At 75.7% G+C, this 18,831-nt stretch carries 2 protein-coding genes; both read right to left on the bottom strand.

From position 1 onward, the window contains the following. Nucleotides 1–6 precede the first annotated feature (6 nt). Nucleotides 7–12,483, bottom strand: a complete 12,477-nt coding sequence (locus tag ACFVHI_RS12050) for an amino acid adenylation domain-containing protein (protein ID WP_380338240.1) — start codon at nucleotides 12,481–12,483, stop codon at nucleotides 7–9. Further along, complete coding sequence (locus ACFVHI_RS12045; protein WP_380338237.1) at nucleotides 12,480–18,824, bottom strand: amino acid adenylation domain-containing protein; 6,345 nt, start codon at nucleotides 18,822–18,824, stop codon at nucleotides 12,480–12,482. The genes ACFVHI_RS12050 and ACFVHI_RS12045 overlap by 4 nt, the downstream gene beginning before the upstream one ends. Nucleotides 18,825–18,831 lie beyond the last annotated feature (7 nt).

Genomic DNA, 18,831 nt, shown 5'->3' with positions numbered 1-18,831 from the left:
TTGCCCCTACTCCGCCGCCGGCGCCGACTGGCGCGCGGCCTCTCGCTCCAGTTCCTCCAGCAGCGCGTCCTCGACGAGTCGCGCCACCCCCGCCACGGTGGGGTTCTCCAGGAGGCTGCGGAAGGCGATCCGGATGCCGAAGGTCTGCTTGATCCTGGTGATCGCCTGCACGCTGGTCAGGGACTGCCCGCCGAGGGCGAAGAAGCTGTCGTGCGCGCCGACCCGCTCCACGTGCAGGGTCTCGGACCAGATCCCGGCGATCAGCTTCTCGGTCTCGTCGCGCGGCTCCACCCACTCCTCGGCGGCCTCGACGGCCGTCTCGGCGGGGTCGGGCAGCGCGGCCCGGTCGATCTTGCCGTGCCGGGTGAGCGGGAAGGACTCCACCTCGGCGAAGGCGGCCGGCACCAGGTGGGCCGGGAGCCGCTCGGCGAGGTAGCCGGTGAGCTCGGCGGCGCCGGGGACGCCGCCAGCGGCCGGCCGCAGGTAGGCGACCAGGCGGGCGTGCTCGGCCTCGCCGCGGACCAGGACGACGGACTCGGCGACGCCCGGGTGGGCGTCCAGGGCCGCGGTGATCTCGCCCGGCTCGATCCGGTAGCCGCGCAGCTTGACCTGGTCGTCGAGCCGGCCGAGGAACTCCAGCCGGCCGTCGGACAGCCGGCGGACCCGGTCGCCGGTGCGGTACAGCCGCTCCTTGGGGTCGAACGGCGCGGCCAGGAAGGCCTGTTCGGTCAGGTCGGGGCGGCCCAGGTAGCCGCGGGCGAGGCCGTCGCCGGCCAGGTACAGCTCGCCGGGCGCGCCGACCGGGGCGAGGTTGCGCTCCGGGTCCAGGACGTAGGCCCGGACGTTCTGGACGGGCAGGCCGAGGACGGGCCGGGGGCTGTCGGCGACCCGGCAGACCAGCGCGTCCACGGTGGCCTCGGTGGGCCCGTAGAAGTTGTAGGCGATCAGGTCGGACTGGGCGCGCAGCCGGTCCCACTGGGCCTGGCCGATCGCCTCGCCGCCGAGCGCCGCGCCGCGCAGCGGGTGGCTGCCGGGGGCGAGCAGTCCGGCGTCGTCGAGCTGGCGGAACCAGGACGGGGTGGTCTGCAGGAAGTCGATCCGCTGCTCGGCGCGGTAGGCGACCAGGGCGTGCGCGTCGCGCCGCACCTCGTCGTCGACCAGGTGCAGTTCGTGGCCGGCGACCATCCACAGCACCGGGTTCCAGGAGGCGTCGAAGGACGCGGGCGCCAGGTGGGCGACCCGGACCTGCCGGTCGCCGCAGGCCTCGCGCAGCGGCTCGAAGACGGTCCGCAGGTGGCTGTCGAGCAGGTTCGCCAGGCTGCCGTGCTCGACCAGCACGCCCTTGGGCTTGCCGGTGGAGCCGGAGGTGTGGATGACGTAGGCGGCGTGCTCCGGGGCGAGGTCCGGGTCGGGGGCGGTGGCGGGCCGGGCCGCGATCGCGTCCCGCTCGCGCTCCGGGACGACCAGGGCGACGTCGGCGGGCAGCGCCAGCGTGGTGCTCGCGGCCTCGTCGGCGATCACCACCCGGGGCTTGACGTCCTCGACCAGCAGCCGCAGGCGCTCGGCCGGGGCGGCCGGGTCCAGCGGGGTGTAGACGCCGCCCGCCTTGAGCACCGCGAGCAGCGCGGTGATCAGGCCGGGGCCGCGCCGCAGGCAGACCGCGACCGGCACCTCGGGGCCGACGCCCCGGTCGGCGAGGTGGTGGGCGAGCCGGTTGGCCCGCTCGTCCAGCTCGGCGAAGGTGATCCGCTCGCCGCCGTGGACCAGGGCGACGGCCTGCGGGGTGGCGGCGGCCTGGCGGGCGAACCGCTCGGGCACCAGGGCGTCGGTGGTGAGCGCGGTGGCGGTCTCGTTGTGGCCGGTGAGCAGCCGCTCCCGGTGGGCGGGGGCCAGCGCGCGCAGCTCGGCGAGGGTGCGCTCGGGCTCGGCCGCGATCTCCTCCAGCAGGGCGCGCAGGTCGCCGGTGACGCGGTCGGCGGTGTCGGCGTCGAAGAGCCCGGGGTCGTAGGCGAGCCGGAAGGAGAGCTGCTCGCCGGCGAAGACCGCGAGCACCATGGCGTAGCTGGTGGGCTCCTGGGAGCGCACGTCACAGATCCGGATGCCCTGGTCGGAGCCCAGTTCGCCGTCGAAGGGGTAGTTCTCGACGACCACGTAGCTGTCGAACAGGTCGACCCCGGCGGGCAGTCCGGTCCAGCCGCGGATCTGCGCCAGCGAGACGTACTCGTAGCTGCGGGCCTGGACCTGGTCGCGCTGGAGGTCGCCCAGCCAGTCGAGGACGGGCTGTTCGGGGCGGACCTCGACCCGCACCGGCAGGTTGTTGATGAACAGGCCGATCATCGACTCGACGTCGGGCAGGTCGGCGGGGCGGCCGGAGACAGCCGAGCCGAAGCAGACCTCCCGCTCCCCCGCGTAGCGCGAGAGCGTCAGCGCCCAGGCGCCCTGGGCGAGCGTGTTGGTGGTGAGCCGGTGGCGCCGGGCGACCTCGGCGAGCCGCTCGGTGACCTCGGGCTCCAGCTGGAAGACGCTGGTCGCCTCGCTGCCCTGGCGGGCCGCCTCCTCGCCGGCCCGGTCGGCCGGCAGGGCGGTCGGGGCGGTGAAGCCGTCGAGCAGCTCGCGCCAGTAGCGCTCGGCGTCGGCCAGGTCCTGCTCGCCGAGCCAGGCGACGTAGTCGCGGAACGGGCGGCGGGCGGCCGGGCCGGGCCGGTCGTGGCCGGTGAGCCGGAGGTAGTCGTCGACCACCTCGGAGACCAGTTCGGCGCTGCTCCAGCCGTCCAGCAGCAGGTGGTGCGAGGTCCAGACGACCCGCAGGGCGCCGTCCGGCTCGTCGATCAGGGCCAGGCGCATCAGCGGCGCCACGGCCAGGTCGATGCCGCGGGTGCGGTCCTCGGCGAGGTAGGCGGCGAACCGCTGCTCGCGCTCGGCCGCCGGCAGGGCGCTCCAGTCCAGCCGCTCGACGGGCACGGTGACGTGCTCGCGGACCACCTGGAGCGGCTGGTCGGTGTCGACCCGGGCGAAGCCGGTGCGCAGCATCGGGGTCCGGTCGGCGAGGCGCTGCCAGGCCTCGGCGAAGGCGTCCGCGTCCACGCCGCCCTCCAGCAGGAAGGACAGCTGGCCGAGGTAGACGCCCTCGCCCTCCTCGGTGAGGCTGTGGAACAGCAGGCCGTGCTGCATCGGCGTGGCCGGGTAGAGGTCGGCGATCCGGCCCAGGGCGGTCAGTTCGTCCAGCAGCGGCTGGTCGACCCGGGCGAGCGGGAAGTCCGAGGGGGTGGCCCCGGAGGCGGCGGCGCCGGCCTCGCGGCAGTGCGCGACGATCCTGCGCAGGGCCTCGACCAGCTGGTCGCCGACCCGCTGGACGGTCTCGGTGGTGTGGGTCGCGGTGGAGTGGAACAGCTCGAAGCCGAGCTTGCCGTCGCGCACGTACGCCACGATGTCGAGCGGGTACTCCAGCAGTTCCCCGGGCGCCTGCTCGGTGCCGTAGCCGAGCCGCACGTCGTGCAGCAGGCCGCCGTCGTGGCCGTCGACGACCCGGCCGAGGTAGTTGAAGCCGACCTGGGCGCGGGGGCCTTCGGCGAGCAGCTCGCCGGGCGCCCCGGCCGGGCTGAGGTGGCGCAGCGCGCCGTAGCCGATGCCGCGCTGGGGGACGGCCCGCAGCTGCTCCTTGACGGAGCGGAGCCGGGCGCCCCAGTCGGCGCCGTCGGCGGTGTCCAGGGCGACCGGGAAGGAGGTGGTGAACCAGCCGGTGGTGCGGCTCAGGTCGACGTCGTCGAAGATCTCCTCGCGGCCGTGGCCCTCCAGGTCCACCAGGACGGCGGAGCGGCCGGTCCAGTCGGCGAGCACCCGGGCGAGCGCGGTCAGCAGGACGTCGTTGACCTGGGTGCGGTAGACCGCGGGGACCTCGCGCAGCAGCGCGTCGGTGCTCTCCGCGTCCAGGCCGACCCGGACGGCGGCGGCGGTGGCGACGGTCGGGGTGCCGGTGAGGTCGGCGGGCAGCGGCTCGCCGCCGGCGCGGCCGGCCGCGAACCAGTGGTCCAGCTCCTCGTCGAAGCCGCCGACCGCGGTGTGCTCGGAGAGCCGGCGGGACCAGTCGAGGAAGGAGGTGCCGCGCGAGCCGAGGTCGACCGGCCGGCCCTCGGCGGCCTGCCGGTAGGCCGTCTCCAGGTCGCCGAGCAGGGTCTGCCAGGAGACCGCGTCGACCACCAGGTGGTGGGCGGTGAGGAAGAGCCGGGCGCCGGCGGTGCCGCCGAGGTCGGCCAGCACGGCCCGCACCAGCGGGCCCTCGGCCAGGTCGAAGCCGGACTGGGCGGCGGTCGCGGCGGCCAGCAGCGCGCCCTCCGGGTCGGCCTCCAGGGTGAGGTCCAGCCGCTCCAGCGGCCAGCCGTCGCCGGGGGCGGCGATCTCCTGCTGCCAGCGGCCGTAGACGGTGCGGAAGCGGGTGCGCAGGGCGTCGTGGTGGGTGAGGAGCGCGTCGAGCGCGGTGCGCAGGTGCGCCTCGTCGGGGAGTTCGCGCAGCTCGGCCAGCACGGACATGGTGCTGTGCTGGGGGGCCTCGGTGTGGTGTTGGAAGAAGGCGCGCTGGATCGGGGTCAGCGGCGCCCTTCCGGTGACGGGTTCGGTGTTCACGCCGGCCGGCTCCTCGGGTTCGTGGGTCGAGATCGCGGCGGCGATCCCGGCGATGGTCTGGTGGCTGAAGATGTCCTGCGAGCTGAGGCGCAGTCCCAACTGCCGCGCCCGGGAGACGACCTGGATGCTCAGGATCGAGTCACCGCCCAGGTCGAAGAAGTTGTCGTCGACGCCGACCTCGGGCACCCGGAAGACCTCCGCCCAGAGCCCGGCGAGCGCCTGCTCGGCGGGGTTGCGGGGGGCCGTCCTGGTGGTGGCCGGGCGGTCGTCGGCGGCCGCGGCCGGCAGCGCCCGCCGGTCCACCTTGCCGTTGGCGTTCAGCGGCAGCCGGTCGAGCCGGACGAAGGCCTGCGGCACCATGTGGCGGGGCAGCGAGCCCTCCAGGTAGCGGCGCAGCTCGGCGCTCTCCGGTGCGGTGCCGGGCCGGGGCACGACGTACCCGGTCAGGACGGCGCCCGGCTCGGAGCGCAGCGCCGCGACGGCCTCCAGGACGTCGGGGTGGCGGCGCAGGACGGCCTCGATCTCGGCGAGTTCCACCCGGAACCCGCGGATCTTGACCTGGTCGTCGCCGCGGCCGAGGAACTCGACGTCGCCGGTGGGCAGGAAGCGGGCCTGGTCGCCGGTGCGGTAGAGCCGGCCGTCGGGGTGGGGCGTGAACGGGTCGGCGGAGAAGCGCTCCTCGGTGAGGTCGGGGCGGCCCAGGTAGCCCCGGGTGACGCCGCTGCCGCCGAGGAAGAGCTCGCCGACGACGCCGACCGGCAGCGGCTCCAGGTCCGCGTCCAGGACGTACATCCGGGTGCCCGGGATGGGCCGGCCGATCGGCACGGACGCGACGTCCGGCAGGCTCTGCGGGGTGACGGTGAAGTACGAGGACTCGACGGTGGCCTCGGTGACGCCGTAGGAGTTGAGCACGACGGTGCCGGGGGCGACGCTCTTCAGCAGCCGCCGGCAGTCGTCGGTGCGCCAGTTGTCCGAGCCGATGGCCAGGTAGCGCAGCGGCGGGAAGGCCCGGCCGGCGCGGGCGGCCTCGTCGGCCAGCGCGTTGGCCAGCGAGGGCACCGTCTCGACGTGGGTGACGCGCTGGCGCTCCATCAGGTCGAGCAGGCGCACCGGGTCGGTGGTGGCGTCCTTCGGGCAGAGCACCAGGGCGCCGCCGGTGGTCAGCGCGTGCGTCAGGTCGGAGACGAAGACGTCGAAGGCCATGCTGGCGAGGTTGAGCTGGCGGACGGGGCCGCGGTCGAGCCGGTAGGCCTCGCGCCAGGCCGCGGCGGCCCGGGCGACGCTGCGGTGCTCGACCGTGACGCCCTTGGGCTTGCCGGTGGAGCCGGAGGTGTAGATGACGTAGGCGAGGTTGTCCGGGGTCACCTCGGTGCTGGGCGCCTCGGCGGGCCAGCTGTCGATCTCCTCGCGGTCGGCGTCCAGGCAGAGCACGGTCGCGTCGCACAGCGGGAGCCGCTCGGCGAGGTCCCGCTGGGTGACGAGCATCGCGGCGGCGCTGTCGTCCAGCACCAGGCGCAGCCGCTCGGCGGGGTGGGTGGGGTCCAGCGGCAGGTAGGCGGCGCCGGCCTTGAGGACGCCGAGGGCGGCGACGACGGTGTCCGGGCCGCGGTCCAGGCAGATCGCGACGACGGTCTCCGGGCCGATGCCCTGGCCGACGAGGTGCTGGGCGAGCCGGTTGGCCCGGGCCTCCAGTTCCGCGTAGGTCAGCACGGTCTCCTCGAAGACCACCGCCTCGGCGTCCGGGGTCTGCTGCGCCTGCTCGGCGATCAGCTCGTGCAGGCAGGCGTCGGCGCCCGGGGTGCCGGTGTCGTTCCACTCGTACAGGACGCGGTCGCGGGCGCGCAGCGACAGCATCGGGACGTCGCCGACCCGCTGGCCGGGGGCGGTGGGCATGCTGCCGAGCAGGACGGCGAGCTGGTCGGCGAGCACCTCGGCCTGGGCGCGGTCGTAGAGCGCCGGGTCGTAGGAGAGCAGCAGGGTCAGCGAGCCGTCGTCGTCGTAGGCGGTGAGGTCCAGCGTGAAGCTGGTGGTGTCGACGGCGCGGACGTCGCTGAGGCGCAGTCCGTGGCGTTCGGCGGCGGCCCCGTTGCCCGGGTAGTTCTCGAACACCACCAGGGTCTGGAACAGCGCGCTGCCGCGCGGGACCTTGCTGCTGCGCTGGATCTCGGCGATCGAGGAGTACTCGAAGCGCCGGGATTCGGCCTGCTCGGCCTGGAGGGCCGCCAGCCACTCCACCAGCGGGGCGTCCTGGTCGACCTCGGTGCGCAGCGGCAGGGTGTTGAGCAGGTTGCCGACCATGGTGTCGGCGCCGGGCAGCTCGGTCGGGCGGCCGGCCACGGTGGTGCCGAAGCAGACGTCGCGCTGCCCGGAGTGGCGGGCCAGCAGGATCGCCCAGGCGCCCTGGACGGCGGTGTTGAGGGTGAGCCGGTGGCGGCGGACCATCGCGACCAGCGCGTCGGTCTCGGCGCCGGACAGGCCCACCCGGACCTGCCCGGCGGACTGGGACTCGTGGCCCTGGGGCACCGAGCGGCCGAAGGGCAGCTGGGTCGGCGCGTCCAGGTCGCCCAGCAGGGCGCTCCAGTGGGCGGCGGCCGCGGCCTTGTCCTGCCGGGCCAGCCAGGCGACGTAGTCGCGGAACGGCCGGCGCTCGGGCAGGGCCGGGGCCTTGCCCCTGCCGTCGGTGAGCGCCTGGTAGGCGGCGAAGAGGTCGGCGAACAGGTGCGAGGTGCTCCAGCCGTCCAGGACGGCGTGGTGGAAGGTCCACACGACGCGGACGGTCCGCTCGTCCTCGCGGGCGAGGGCGAGGCGCATCAGCGGCGCCCGGGACAGCTCGATCCCGGTGGCGCGCTCCTCGTCGATCAGCGCCTTGAGCCGGCGGTCCAGTTCGGCGGCGGGCAGGCCGGTCCAGTCGAGGTGGCGCACCGTCAGCCGGGCGGAGCGCTCGACCACCTGGACGGGCTCGGGGACGCCGTCCCAGACCAGCCGGGTGCGCAGCGCGGGGGTGCGGTCGACCACCTGCTGCCAGGCGGCGGCCAGCGCGTCGACGTCGCGGACGCCCTCCAGCCGGAAGGCGACGTGGTCGGAGTAGGCGCCGACGCCGTCCTGGTTGAGGGTGTGGAAGAGCATCCCGCTCTGCATCGGGGTCAGCGGGTGGATGTCCTCGACGGCGGAGCCGGCCGGCACCAGCCGGTCGACGGTCGCCTGGTCGAGGGTGAGCAGCGGGAAGTCGCCGGGGGTGGCGCCGCCGGCGCCGGGGGTCAGGCAGTGCTCGACGAGTTCGGTCAGGGCCGCCGCGAAGTCGTCGGCGAGCCGCTGCACGGTGGCCTGGTCGTGGCGCTGCGGCGCGTAGTGGAAGTCGAAGGTCAGCACGCCGTGCCGGACCTCGCCGACGATGTCCAGCAGGTGCGGCCGCTCCTCGTCCGGGTGGTGGTCCAGGCCGTAGTCGGGTTCGACGGCACGGAACAGCTCGCTCCCGGCCGCGGCGTCGCTCCACTGGCCGAGGTAGTTGAAGCTGACCTGGGGCTGCGGCGCCGCGGCCAGGGCGGCGGCCTGCGGCTGGTCGCCGCGCAGGTAGCGCAGCGGGCCGTAGCCGGCGCCGCGGCCGGGCACGGCGCGCAGCAGTTCCTTGGTGTCGCGGATGAGCCGGCCGAGCGGGCGGTCGGCCGGGGACTCCAGCAGCACCGGGAAGATCGAGGTGAACCAGCCGACCGTCCGGGAGACGTCGGTGCCGTCGAGGATCTCCTCGCGGCCGTGGCCCTCCAGGGTGATCAGGGTGCGGGCCCGGCCGGTGAAGCGGGCGAGCGCGCGGCCGAGCGCGGTCAGCAGGACGTCGTTGACCTGGGTGCGGTAGACGGCGGGCACGTCCTGGAGCAGTTGCCGGGTGCGCTCGGCATCGAGGCCGGCCGAGACGGCGCGGGTGTCGCCGACGCTGTTGCGGCCCTCCCGGTCGGTGGGCAGGTCGGCGGAGCCGGCCGGCACCGGGCGGGCCCAGTGCGCCAGTTCGTCGTCCAGGCCGCCGTCCCGGGTGAAGGCGGCGAGGCGGCGCGCCCAGCCGCGGTACGAGGTGCCGGCCGGGCCGAGGTCGACGTCCTCGCCGCGGACGGCCTGCCGGTAGGCGCTCTCCAGGTCCTCCAGGAGGATCCGCCAGGAGACGCCGTCCACGGCCAGGTGGTGCACGGTGAGCAGCAGCCGCGCGGGCTCGCCGGCGCCGTGGTCGAACAGCAGGGTGCGCACCAGCGGCCCTTCGGCCGGGTCCAGCGAGGCCTGCGCGGCCTCGGCGAGGGTGCGCATGGCGGCGGCGCGCTCGCCGGGGGCGGCCTGGTCGAGGGTGATCCGCTCGATCCGGGCCTCGGCCGGCACGGCGTCGGCGTCCGGCGCGGTGACGGTCTGGACCCGCCGGCCGTCGGGGCCGGTGGCGAAGCGGGTGCGCAGGGCCTCGTGCCGGCGGACGAGGCCGGCCAGGGCGCGGGCCAGCGCGGGTTCGTCGACCGCGCCGTCCAGGGTGATCAGCACGGACTGGTTGAAGTGGTGGGCGCCGCGGGTGTGGTGGGCGAAGAACCACTCCTGGACGGGGCCGAGCGGGGCCGGCTCGTGGTCGTCGGCGTCGACCTGGACGACCGGGGCCTGCTCCACCGGGCGGGCGGCGCGGGCGAGGTCGGCGAGCGACTGCCGGGAGAAGATGTCCTTCGAGGTGATGACGAGGCCGGCCCGGCGGGCCCGGGCGACCACCTGGATGCTCAGGATGGAGTCGCCGCCGAGTTCGAAGAAGTTGTCGTCGGCGCCGACCTTGCCGATGCCGAGCACCTCCGACCAGACCTCGGCGAGCGCCTGCTCGGCCGGGTCCTCGGGGGCCCGGTAGTCCTCCCGCTCCAGGGGGGCGTCCGGCGCCGGCAGGGCCCGGACGTCGACCTTGCCGTTGGGGGTGAGCGGGAAGGCGTCGAGGGTGGCGAAGGCGGTCGGGACGCTGTAGGAGGGCAGCCGCTGCTCGGCGAAGGCGCGCAGGTCCAGCGGCGCGATGACGGCGCCGGGCTCGGCGCGCAGGTAGCCGACCAGCCGCTTGTGGTCGCCGTCCGCGAGGGCGACCACCAGGGCCTCGGCCACCGCGGGGTGGGCCTCCAGGACGGCTTCGACCTCGCCGGGCTCGATCCGGTAGCCGCGGACCTTGACCTGGGTGTCGGCGCGGCCGAGGTACTCGACCAGGCCGTCGGCCCAGCGCACCACGTCCCCGGTGCGGTACATCCGCTCGCCGGGCTCCGCCGCGAACGGCGAGGGCTGGAAGCGCTCCTCGGTCAGCTCCGGGCGGCCCAGGTAGCCGCGGGCGACGCCGGGGCCGGCGATCCAGAGCTCGCCGGGCGTGCCGGGCGGGACGGGGCGGCGGCGCTCGTCGAGGACGTACACCGCCGTGTTGGAGATCGGGCGGCCGATCGGGATGGCGCGCACGCCGTCGGTCTCGCGGATCAGGTGGGAGACGGCGAAGGTGGTGGTCTCGGTCGGGCCGTAGCCGTTGACCAGCCGCTGCGGCGGGGCGCCGCCGGCCAGCAGTTCGGCGATCCGGCGCGGGTTGAGCGCCTCGCCGCCGACCAGCAGGTGGCGCATGCCGCCGAAGGCGGTGGGCTCCAGGCCGACGACCTGGTTGAAGACGCCGGCGGTGAGGAACATCGCGGTGGCGCCGGTCGAGCGCAGTGCGGCGGCGAAGGCCGGCGGGTCGAGCAGGACGTCCTTGGTGATGACGGCGATCCGCGCCCCGGCCACCAGCGGGCCCCAGAACTCGAAGGTCGCCGCGTCGAAGGTGGCGTCGGCGACCTGCGCCACCACGTCGTCGGCCGCCAGCGGGGCGTAGTCGGCGCCGCGGACCAGCCGGACGATGGAGCGGTGCTCGACCACGACGCCCTTGGGCCGGCCGGTGGAACCGGAGGTGTAGATGACGTAGGCGGCGCTCTCGGGCCCCGCGTCGGTGGCTGGCGGCCCGGCCGGGAGGGCGGCCAGCTCGGCGGTGCGCTCGGCGGGCAGCAGGGCCGGGACGGCCAGGTCGGGCAGCCGTTCGAGCAGCTCCCGGTCGGTGACGCAGAGCGCGGCCCCGGTGTCCGCGAGCATGAACTCCAGCCGGTCGGCCGGGTAGTCCGGGTCCAGCGGCACGTAGGTGCAGCCGGCCTTGAGCACGGCCAGCAGGGCGACGACCAGGCCGGTGCCGCGGGGCAGGCAGACCGCGACGTGCTGGCCGGGGCGGGCGCCGTGGTCGAGCAGCAGCCGGGCCAACCGGTCGGCCTGCTCGTCGAGTTGACGGTAGGTCAGCTCGCCTTCGGCGGCGGTGACGGCGATGGCGTCGGGGGTGGCCGCGGCCTGCTCGGCGACCAGCGAGTGGACGGTCCGGTCGGCCGGGTAGGGCACCCGGTTCTCGGCCCAGTCGCGGGTGACGGTGTCGAGTTCGGCGGCGGTGAGCAGCGGCAGGTCGCCGACCGGGTGGTCGGCGTCGGCGGCGACGCCCGCCAGCAGGAGCAGCAGCCGGGTGCAGAGCGCGTCGACGGTCGAGGCGTCGAACAGGTCGGTGTTGTACTCGACCGTCCCGCCCAGCGTGCCGTCGGCGGCCGGGGTGAACTCCAGCGTCAGGTCGAAGATGGAGGACACCGAGGGCGCGCGGAACTCCTCGACGGCCGGGCCGCCGAAGTCGGGCAGGGCCCCGGGGTCGTTCTGGAGCACGAGGGCGGCCTGCACCAGCGGGGTGCGGCTCGGGTCGCGCTCGGGCTGGATCTCGTCCACCAGCCGGTGGAAGGGGACGTCCTGGTTGCTGAGGGCGTCCCAGAGCTGGTCGGTGGTGCGCTCCAGCAGGTCGCCGAAGGCCTCGTCCAGGTCGATCCGGCCGTGCAGGACCAGGGTGTTGACGAAGAAGCCGACCAGCGGCTCCAGTTCGGTGCGGTCGCGGCCGACCGACACGGTGCCCAGGCCCACGGTGCGCTGGCCGGTGTGCCGGGCCAGCAGCACCTGGGTGGCGGCGGCGAGCACGGCGAAGAGCGTGGTGCCGCGTTCGGCGCCGAGCGTGTCGAGGCCGGCGGCGACCTCGGCGTCGACCTGGAAGGTGTGCAGGGCGCCGACGGTGGTGCGCACCGCCGGGCGGGGCCGGTCGGTGGGCAGCTCCAGCGGCTGGATGTCCGCCAACTCGTCGCGCCAGTAGTCCAGTTGCCCGGCCAGGCGGTCTTCGGTGCAGCGCTCGCGCTGCCAGCGGGAGTAGTCGCGGTAGCTGACCGGCAGCGGGGCGAGGGTGTGCGGGCGGCCCTCGACGGCGGCCCGGTAGAGCTCGCCGAGCTCGCCGGTCAGCAGGCCCTTGGACCAGCCGTCGGCGGCGATGTGGTGCAGGTTGAGGAAGAGCGCGTGGTCGTCCGGGCCGTGCCGCACGACCGTGGAGCGCAGCAGCGGGCCGCTGGCGAGGTCGAAGGGGGTGGCGAGTTCGCGGCGCAGCAGCGCGGCGAACTCGGCCTCCCGCTCGTCGGCGCCCAGCGCGCCCAGGTCCACCGGCTCGGTGTCCGGGGCGTAGGCGGGCCGGACCTCCTGGCGGGCCACGCCGTCCTCGGTGGTGAAGACGGTGCGCAGCGGCTCGTGCCGCTCGACCAGGCCGGTCAGCGCGGTGCGCAGCGCGGCCAGGTCGAGGCGGCCGCGCAGCCGCAGGCCGAAGGAGGTGGTGTACTCGACCGCGTCGGTCTCGAACTCCTGGAGGAACCAGAGCCGTTCCTGGCCGAAGGAGAGCGGGGCCGGGCCGTCGCCGCCGGGCCGGATCGCGTCGCGGTCGCCGCCGCCGGCGCCGGCGGCTGCCAGTCGCTGCCGCAGGATCTCGTCGGCGTCCTGGCCCTCGCTGTGTCGCTGCTCTGTCATCGGTTGCTCCCCCGCGCGCCACCGCGCGTCGTCGTCCGGTCCGCCGGTGTCCGGCGCACGTCTTCGAGTACTTGCTTGCGGACCTGGTCCGCGAGGGCCGCCACGGTGCGGGCGGCGAACACGTGCCGGGCCGAGACCCCGACGCCGAACACCTCCCGGATCCGGGCGGTGACCTGGAGGGTGAGCACCGAGTTGGCGCCGTGGTCGAAGACGTTGTCCTCGGCCCCCACGACGGGCACACCCAGCACCTCGGCCCAGATCCCGGCCAGTGCCGCCTCGGTCTCGTCCCGGGGCGCGGTGGGCTCGGCGGCCGGCCGCTGCTCCTCCGGCTCCGGCAGGGCCCGCCGGTCGATCTTGCCGCTCGTGGTCATCGGGAACGCGTCCAGGACGATGACGACCGGCGGGACCATGTAGCCGGGCAGCCGCTCGGCGAGCCGGTCCCGGATCTTCTCCGGGTCGGCGGCGCCGTCCGCGGGCACCACGTAGCCGGTCAGCACGGTCTGCCCGGACGGCTTGGTCCGGGCGACCACCGCGGTCTGCTCGACGCTCTCGTCGTCGAGCAGCGCGGTCTCGATCTCGCCCAGCTCGATCCGGTAGCCGCGCACCTTGACCTGGTTGTCGATCCGCCCGAGGAATTCGAGCGTGCCGTCGGGCAGCCAGCGGACCAGGTCGCCGGTGCGGTAGAGCCTCGCGCCGGCGGTCGCGGCGAGGTGGTCCGGGACGAACCGCTCCTCGGTGAGCTCCGGGCGGCCCAGGTAGCCGCGGGCCACCCCGGCGCCGCCGACGTACAGTTCGCCGGGCACGCCCACCGGGACGGGCTCGCGGTGCTCGTCGAGCACGTAGCCGGTGGTGTTGGCGATGGGCCGGCCGATCGAGGGCAGCCGCCCGACCGGGGCGTCCTCCTCCGCCTCCAGCACCGTGCCGGTGGTGAGCACGGTGGTCTCGGTCGGGCCGTACAGGTTGGACAGCGCCATCGCCGAGCCGCGCGGCAGCCGGCGGCGCACCACGTCGGCGCCGGTGAGGATGTGGCGTACCCGGCCCTGGTGGAGCGCGGGCTGGTCGAGCAGGCCCTCCAGGCGCGGGGCCGGGATGAGGATGAGGGTGATCCCCTGCTCGACGATCCAGCCGGCGAGCAGGTGCGGGTCCTCCAGGACGCGGTCGGAGGCGAACCGGATCTCCACGCCGCAGGCGAGGGCGCCCCACTGCTCCAGCACCGTCGGGTCGAAGCCGGGCGGCACCATCTGGGTGGCCCGGTCGCCGGGCCCGGCGTCGAAGAAGTCCCGGTACCAGTCGCACAGGTTGACCACGCCGCGGTGCTCGATCAGCACGCCCTTGGCCTTGCCGGTGGAGCCCGAGGTGTAGATCACGTACGCGAGGTCGGACGGGCCGACGGCGACCTCGGGCGGCCCGTCGTGCGTGCCGGGCCCGGTGTCCTCGACGTACAGCACCTCGACGCCTTCCGGCGCCTCGGGCCCGGGCAGGTCGCGCTGGGTGAGGAGCACCGGCACCCCGGCGTCCTGGAGCACGTAGACCGTCCGGTCGTCGGGCAGTTCGGGGTCGAGCGGCAGGTAGGCGGCGCCGGCCTTGAGCACGGCGAGCTGGGCGATCGTCATCTCGGCGGCGCGCCGGGTCCGGACGCCGACGACGCTGCCCGGGCCGACGCCGCGGTCGGCCAGCCGGTGGGCCAGCGCGTCCGTCAGCGCGTCGAGTTCGGCGAAGGTCAGGCTGCGGTCCTCGGTGGTGACGGCCGCGGCGTCCGGGGTGCGCCGGGCCTGGTCGGCGACCAGGCCGTGGATGGTCGCCGTGTGGAACCGGGCGCCGGTCGCGGTGGCGTTCCAGCCGGTGGTGACCAGCCGGCGTTCCTGCTCGTCCATCAGCGGCAGCTCGTCGACGAGCCGGTCCGGGTCGGCCGCCGCCATGCCCTCCAGCAGCACGGTGAGGTGGCGGGCGGTCCGGGCGACGGTCTCCGGGTCGAAGAGCGCCGTGCTGTACTCGACCAGGCCGCCGAGCCGCCCGTCGCGCTCCTCGAACTCGAAGCCGATGTCGAACAGCGCGTGCATCCGCGGCAGGGCGCTCTCCTCGACCCGCAGGCCGTCGGGGCCGGGCAGCGCGTCCTGGGCCCGCTTGAGCATCAGCGCGGCCTGGATCAGCGGGGTGCGGCTGGGGTCGCGGTCCGGCTTGAGCTCGTCGATCAGCCGGTCGTACGGCAGGTGCTGGTGGGTGAAGGCCTCCAGCACGCCCTGCCGGACGTCGGCCAGGAAGGCGCCGACGGTCGTGTCGGGGGTGGTCCGGGAGCGCAGCACCAGCGTGTTGACGAAGAAGCCGAGCACGTCCTCCAGTTCGCTGTGCTCGCGGCCGGAGACGATGGTGCCGACGGCGACGTCGCGCTGGCGCGCGTACCGGGACAGCAGCAGTTGGACGCCCGCCGTGAGGACGGTGAACAGGGTGACGCCCTCCCGGCGGCAGAGCCGGGTGAGGGCGGCCACCAGCTCGGGGCTCAGCTCGAACGGGTGGCCGGCGCCCCGGGTGGCGCGGGTGGCGGGCCGGGGCCGGTCGGTCGGCAGCTCCAGCGGCACCACGCCGTCCAGCCGGCGCTTCCAGTAGGCGAGGTCGGCGGCCTCCCGGGCGCCCCGCTCGCCGTGCTGGTGCACGGCGAAGTCGGCGTACTGCAGGGGCAGTTCGCTCAGCGCGGCGGGCCGGCCGGTGGCCTCCTGGCCGAGCAGGGCGACGAGCTCGCGGGCCATCACCTCCTTGGACCAGCCGTCGGTGACGACGTGGTGCATGTCGAGGACGAGCAGGTGCTCGGCGTCGGCCAGCCGGATCAGCCAGGGGCGCAGCAGCGGGCCGCCGCGCAGGTCGAAGGAGCGGCTCAGCTCGGTGCGCAGCAGCTGGTCGAGGTCGTCGACGCGCCCCTCGGCCGCGAGGTCGGTGAAGCGCACCGGCCGGTGGCCGGGGGCGTGGACGACCTGCACGCCCTGGCCGCCCTCGGTGGCGAAGGTGGTGCGCAGCGCCTCGTGCCGGGCCACCAGGGCGTCGACGGCGCGCCCGAGGGCGTCCCGGTCGAGCGGCCCGGTCAGCCGCAGGCCGAGCGGCGAGTTGTACTCGGTGCCCTGGGACTCGTAGTCGTACAGGAACCAGAGCCGCTGCTGGCCGTAGGAGAGCGGCAGCGGCCGGTCGCGGCCGACCGGCACCAGTCCGGCCCGGCGGGCGGGCTCGCTGCCCAGCCGGCCGGCCAGCCCGGCGACGGTGGGCGACTCGAACAGGATGCGGATCGGCACCTCGACGTCCAGCACCGAGCGGATGCGCCCGATCAGCCGGGTGGCGAGCAGGGAGTGGCCGCCGAGGTCGAAGAAGCTGTCCTCGACACCGATCGAGGCGACGCCGAGCACCTCGCAGAACAGGTCGCAGAGCTGCTCCTCGCGGGCGCTGCGCGGCCCGTGCCCGCTGCCGGCGGCGACGGTGCCCGGGTCCGGGAGCGCGGCCCGGTCGGTCTTGCCGTTGGGGGTCAGCGGGATCTCGGGGATCGGCACCACCACGGCCGGGACCATGTAGCCGGGCAGCGTGGCGGCGGCGTGCGCGCGCAGTTCGGCCGGGTCGGCGCCGCCCTCGCCGGCCGGCACCACGTAGGAGACCAGCCGGGTGTCGCCGGCCCCGTACTCGCGGGCGACGGTGACGGCGCGGGCCACCGCGGGGTGCCGCTCCAGGACGGCGTCGATCTCGCCGGGCTCGATCCGGAAGCCGCGGACCTTCAGCTGGAAGTCGGCGCGGCCGACGTACTCCAGGTTGCCGTCGGCGGCCCAGCGGACGATGTCGCCGGTGCGGTACATGCGCTCGCCCTCGGCGCCGTACGGGTCGGGCAGGAAGCGGTCCCGGGTGAGGTCCTCGCGGTGCAGGTAGCCGGTGCCGACGCCGTCCCCGGCGATGTACAGCTCGCCGGCGGCGCCGATCGGCACCAGGCGCAGCGCCTCGTCGAGGACCCGGACCCGGGTGTTGCCGATCGGCCGGCCGATGGTCGGCGCGCCGGGGCGGTCGTCCAGGCGGGCGGCGGTGGACCAGATGGTGGTCTCGGTGGGCCCGTACAGGTTGGTGACCTCGCTGCCGAGCGCGCGCATCCGCTCGGCGAGGGCGGCCGGCAGGGCCTCCCCGCCGACCAGCATCCGCAGGCCGCGCAGCGCCTGCGGGACTTCGTCGCACAGGGCCTGCCAGAGGCTTGGGGTGGCTTGCATGATCGTGGTGCCGGTGCGGCCGACCAGGGCGCCCAGCCCGGCGGGGTCGGTGACGGTCGCGCGGTCGGCGAGGACCACGGTGGCGCCGCCGACCAGCGGCAGGTAGAGCTCCAGGGCGGCGATGTCGAAGGCGATCGTGGTGACGGAGGTCCAGACGTCCTCGGCGGCGAGCGGGAAGAGGTCGGCCATCGAGACCAGGAAGTTGGTCAGCGCGTGGCGGCTGATGACGACGCCCTTGGGGCGGCCGGTGGAGCCGGAGGTGTAGATGACGTAGGCCGGGTCGGCGGCGGTCGCGGCGGGGCCCTGCGGCCCGGCGGGCTCCGTCGCCAGCCTGGCGCGCACCTCCTCGTCGTCCAGCAGCAGCCGGTGGGCGGCGGTGGCGGGCAGCCGCCCGGCCGTCGCGCTGTCGGTGACCAGTGCCGAGGGGGCGGCGTGGTCGAGGATGTAGCCGATCCGGTCGGCCGGGTAGTCGGGGTCGAGCGGCACGTAGGCGGCGCCGGTGCGGGCCACCGCGAGCAGGGCGACGACGAGGTCGGCGGAGCGCGGCAGCGCCAGGGCGACGAGCCGGCCCGGGGCGGCGCCGTGGCGGCGCAGCTCGCCGGCCAGCCGCTCGGCCCGGTCGTCGAGTTCGGCGTAGCTGAGCACGGTGTCGCCGGCGATCAGGGCGGTCCGCGCGGGCTGGGCGGCGGCCCGGGCCCGGAACAGTGCGGAGACGTCGGCGTCGGGCACCGGCCGGTCGGTGGCGTTCCACTCGGTCAGCAGGGCGTGCCGCTCGGCCGGGTCCAGCACCTCGTAGCCGTCCGGGTCGGCGTCCGGCGCGGCGACGGCGGCGGCCAGCAGGCGCGGCAGCGCATCGGTGAGCCGCCGGACGGTCGCCGGGTCGAACAGCTCGGTGCTGAAGGTCGCGGCCAGCCGCAGCCCGGAGCCGTCGGGCGCGCTGCGAAAGCGCATCTGGAGGTCGAACGGGGAGTGCTGGCGGGGAAGTTGGGCCACCTGGGCGTCGAGCGGGCCGAAGTCGAGCCGGGCGGGCAGGTCCTCGGCGAGGTCGAAGGCCACCTGGGCCAGCGGGTGGCGGTTGAGCGCGCGCTCGGGCCGCAGCTCGCCGACCACGGTCTCGAACGGGACGCCGCCGTGGCGCCGGGCCGTGTCGGCGACCGCCGCGCAGTCGCCGACCAGCTCGCGGAAGGAGGCGCCGGGGCGGCGGACGACCCGCAGCACCACCGGGTTGGCCAGCGGGCCGACCACGGCGGCGCGCCGGGCGTCGTCGCGGCCGGGCAGGCTGCCGACCAGCGGGACGTCGGCGCCGGCGCCGAAGCGGCCCAGCAGCGCCACGACGGCGGCGTGCAGCACCGCCTCGACGCCGGCGCCGCAGTCGGCGGCCAGGTCGGCGAGGGCCGCCGCCAGCGGGCCGTCCAGCTCGCTGCGGTACTCGTCGGCGGCGTAGCGGGTGACGGCCGGGCGCGGCCGGTCGACGGGCAGGTCGAGCTGCGCCGGCGCGCCGTCCAGGGCCGCGCGCCAGTGGGCGAGTTCGGCCGCGGCGTGCTCGGTGGGCCGCTCGGGGGCGCCGTTCAGCTCCCGGTCGGCAGCGGCCGCCGCGGCGTACTGCGGGGCGGGCTCGGACGCGCCGGGGGCGGCCGGGGCGGTGGCCGCCGCGTACGCCCGGGCCAGGTCGTCGACGATCACGGCGAGCGAGCGCTCGTCGGCCGCGATCTCGTGCACCGTCAGGACCAGTACGTGGGCGTCCGGACCGGTGGCCAGCAGCCGGGCCCGCAGCGGGGGCTCCCGGGTGAGGTCCAGGCCCTGGCCGGCCGCCCGGGTCAGCGCCTCGTCGAGCTCGTCGGGGGCGACCGGCTCGGGCCGCAGCCCGGCGAACGCCCCGCCGTCGGGGGCGGGTTCGGGGCGGCAGCGACCCTCGGCCTCGCGGTGCACGGTGCCCAGCAGCGGGTGCCGCCGGACCAGGGCGTCCAGCGCGGCGCGCAGCTGCTCCGGACCCAGGCCGCCGGCCAGCCGCAGCGCCACCGTGTGGGTGTGGCCGGCGGCGCCCTCCTGGAAGCGGTTCAGGAACCACAGGCGCTGCTGCGCCGGCGACAGGACACTGTCGTTGGTGATCGTCACGTTCGCT

The organism is Kitasatospora sp. NPDC127121, from assembly GCF_042677305.1.
GTDB lineage: Bacteria > Actinomycetota > Actinomycetes > Streptomycetales > Streptomycetaceae > Kitasatospora.
The sequence above is the reverse complement of the archived record's forward strand: the minus strand, read 5'-3'. Positions and strand labels throughout refer to the sequence as shown.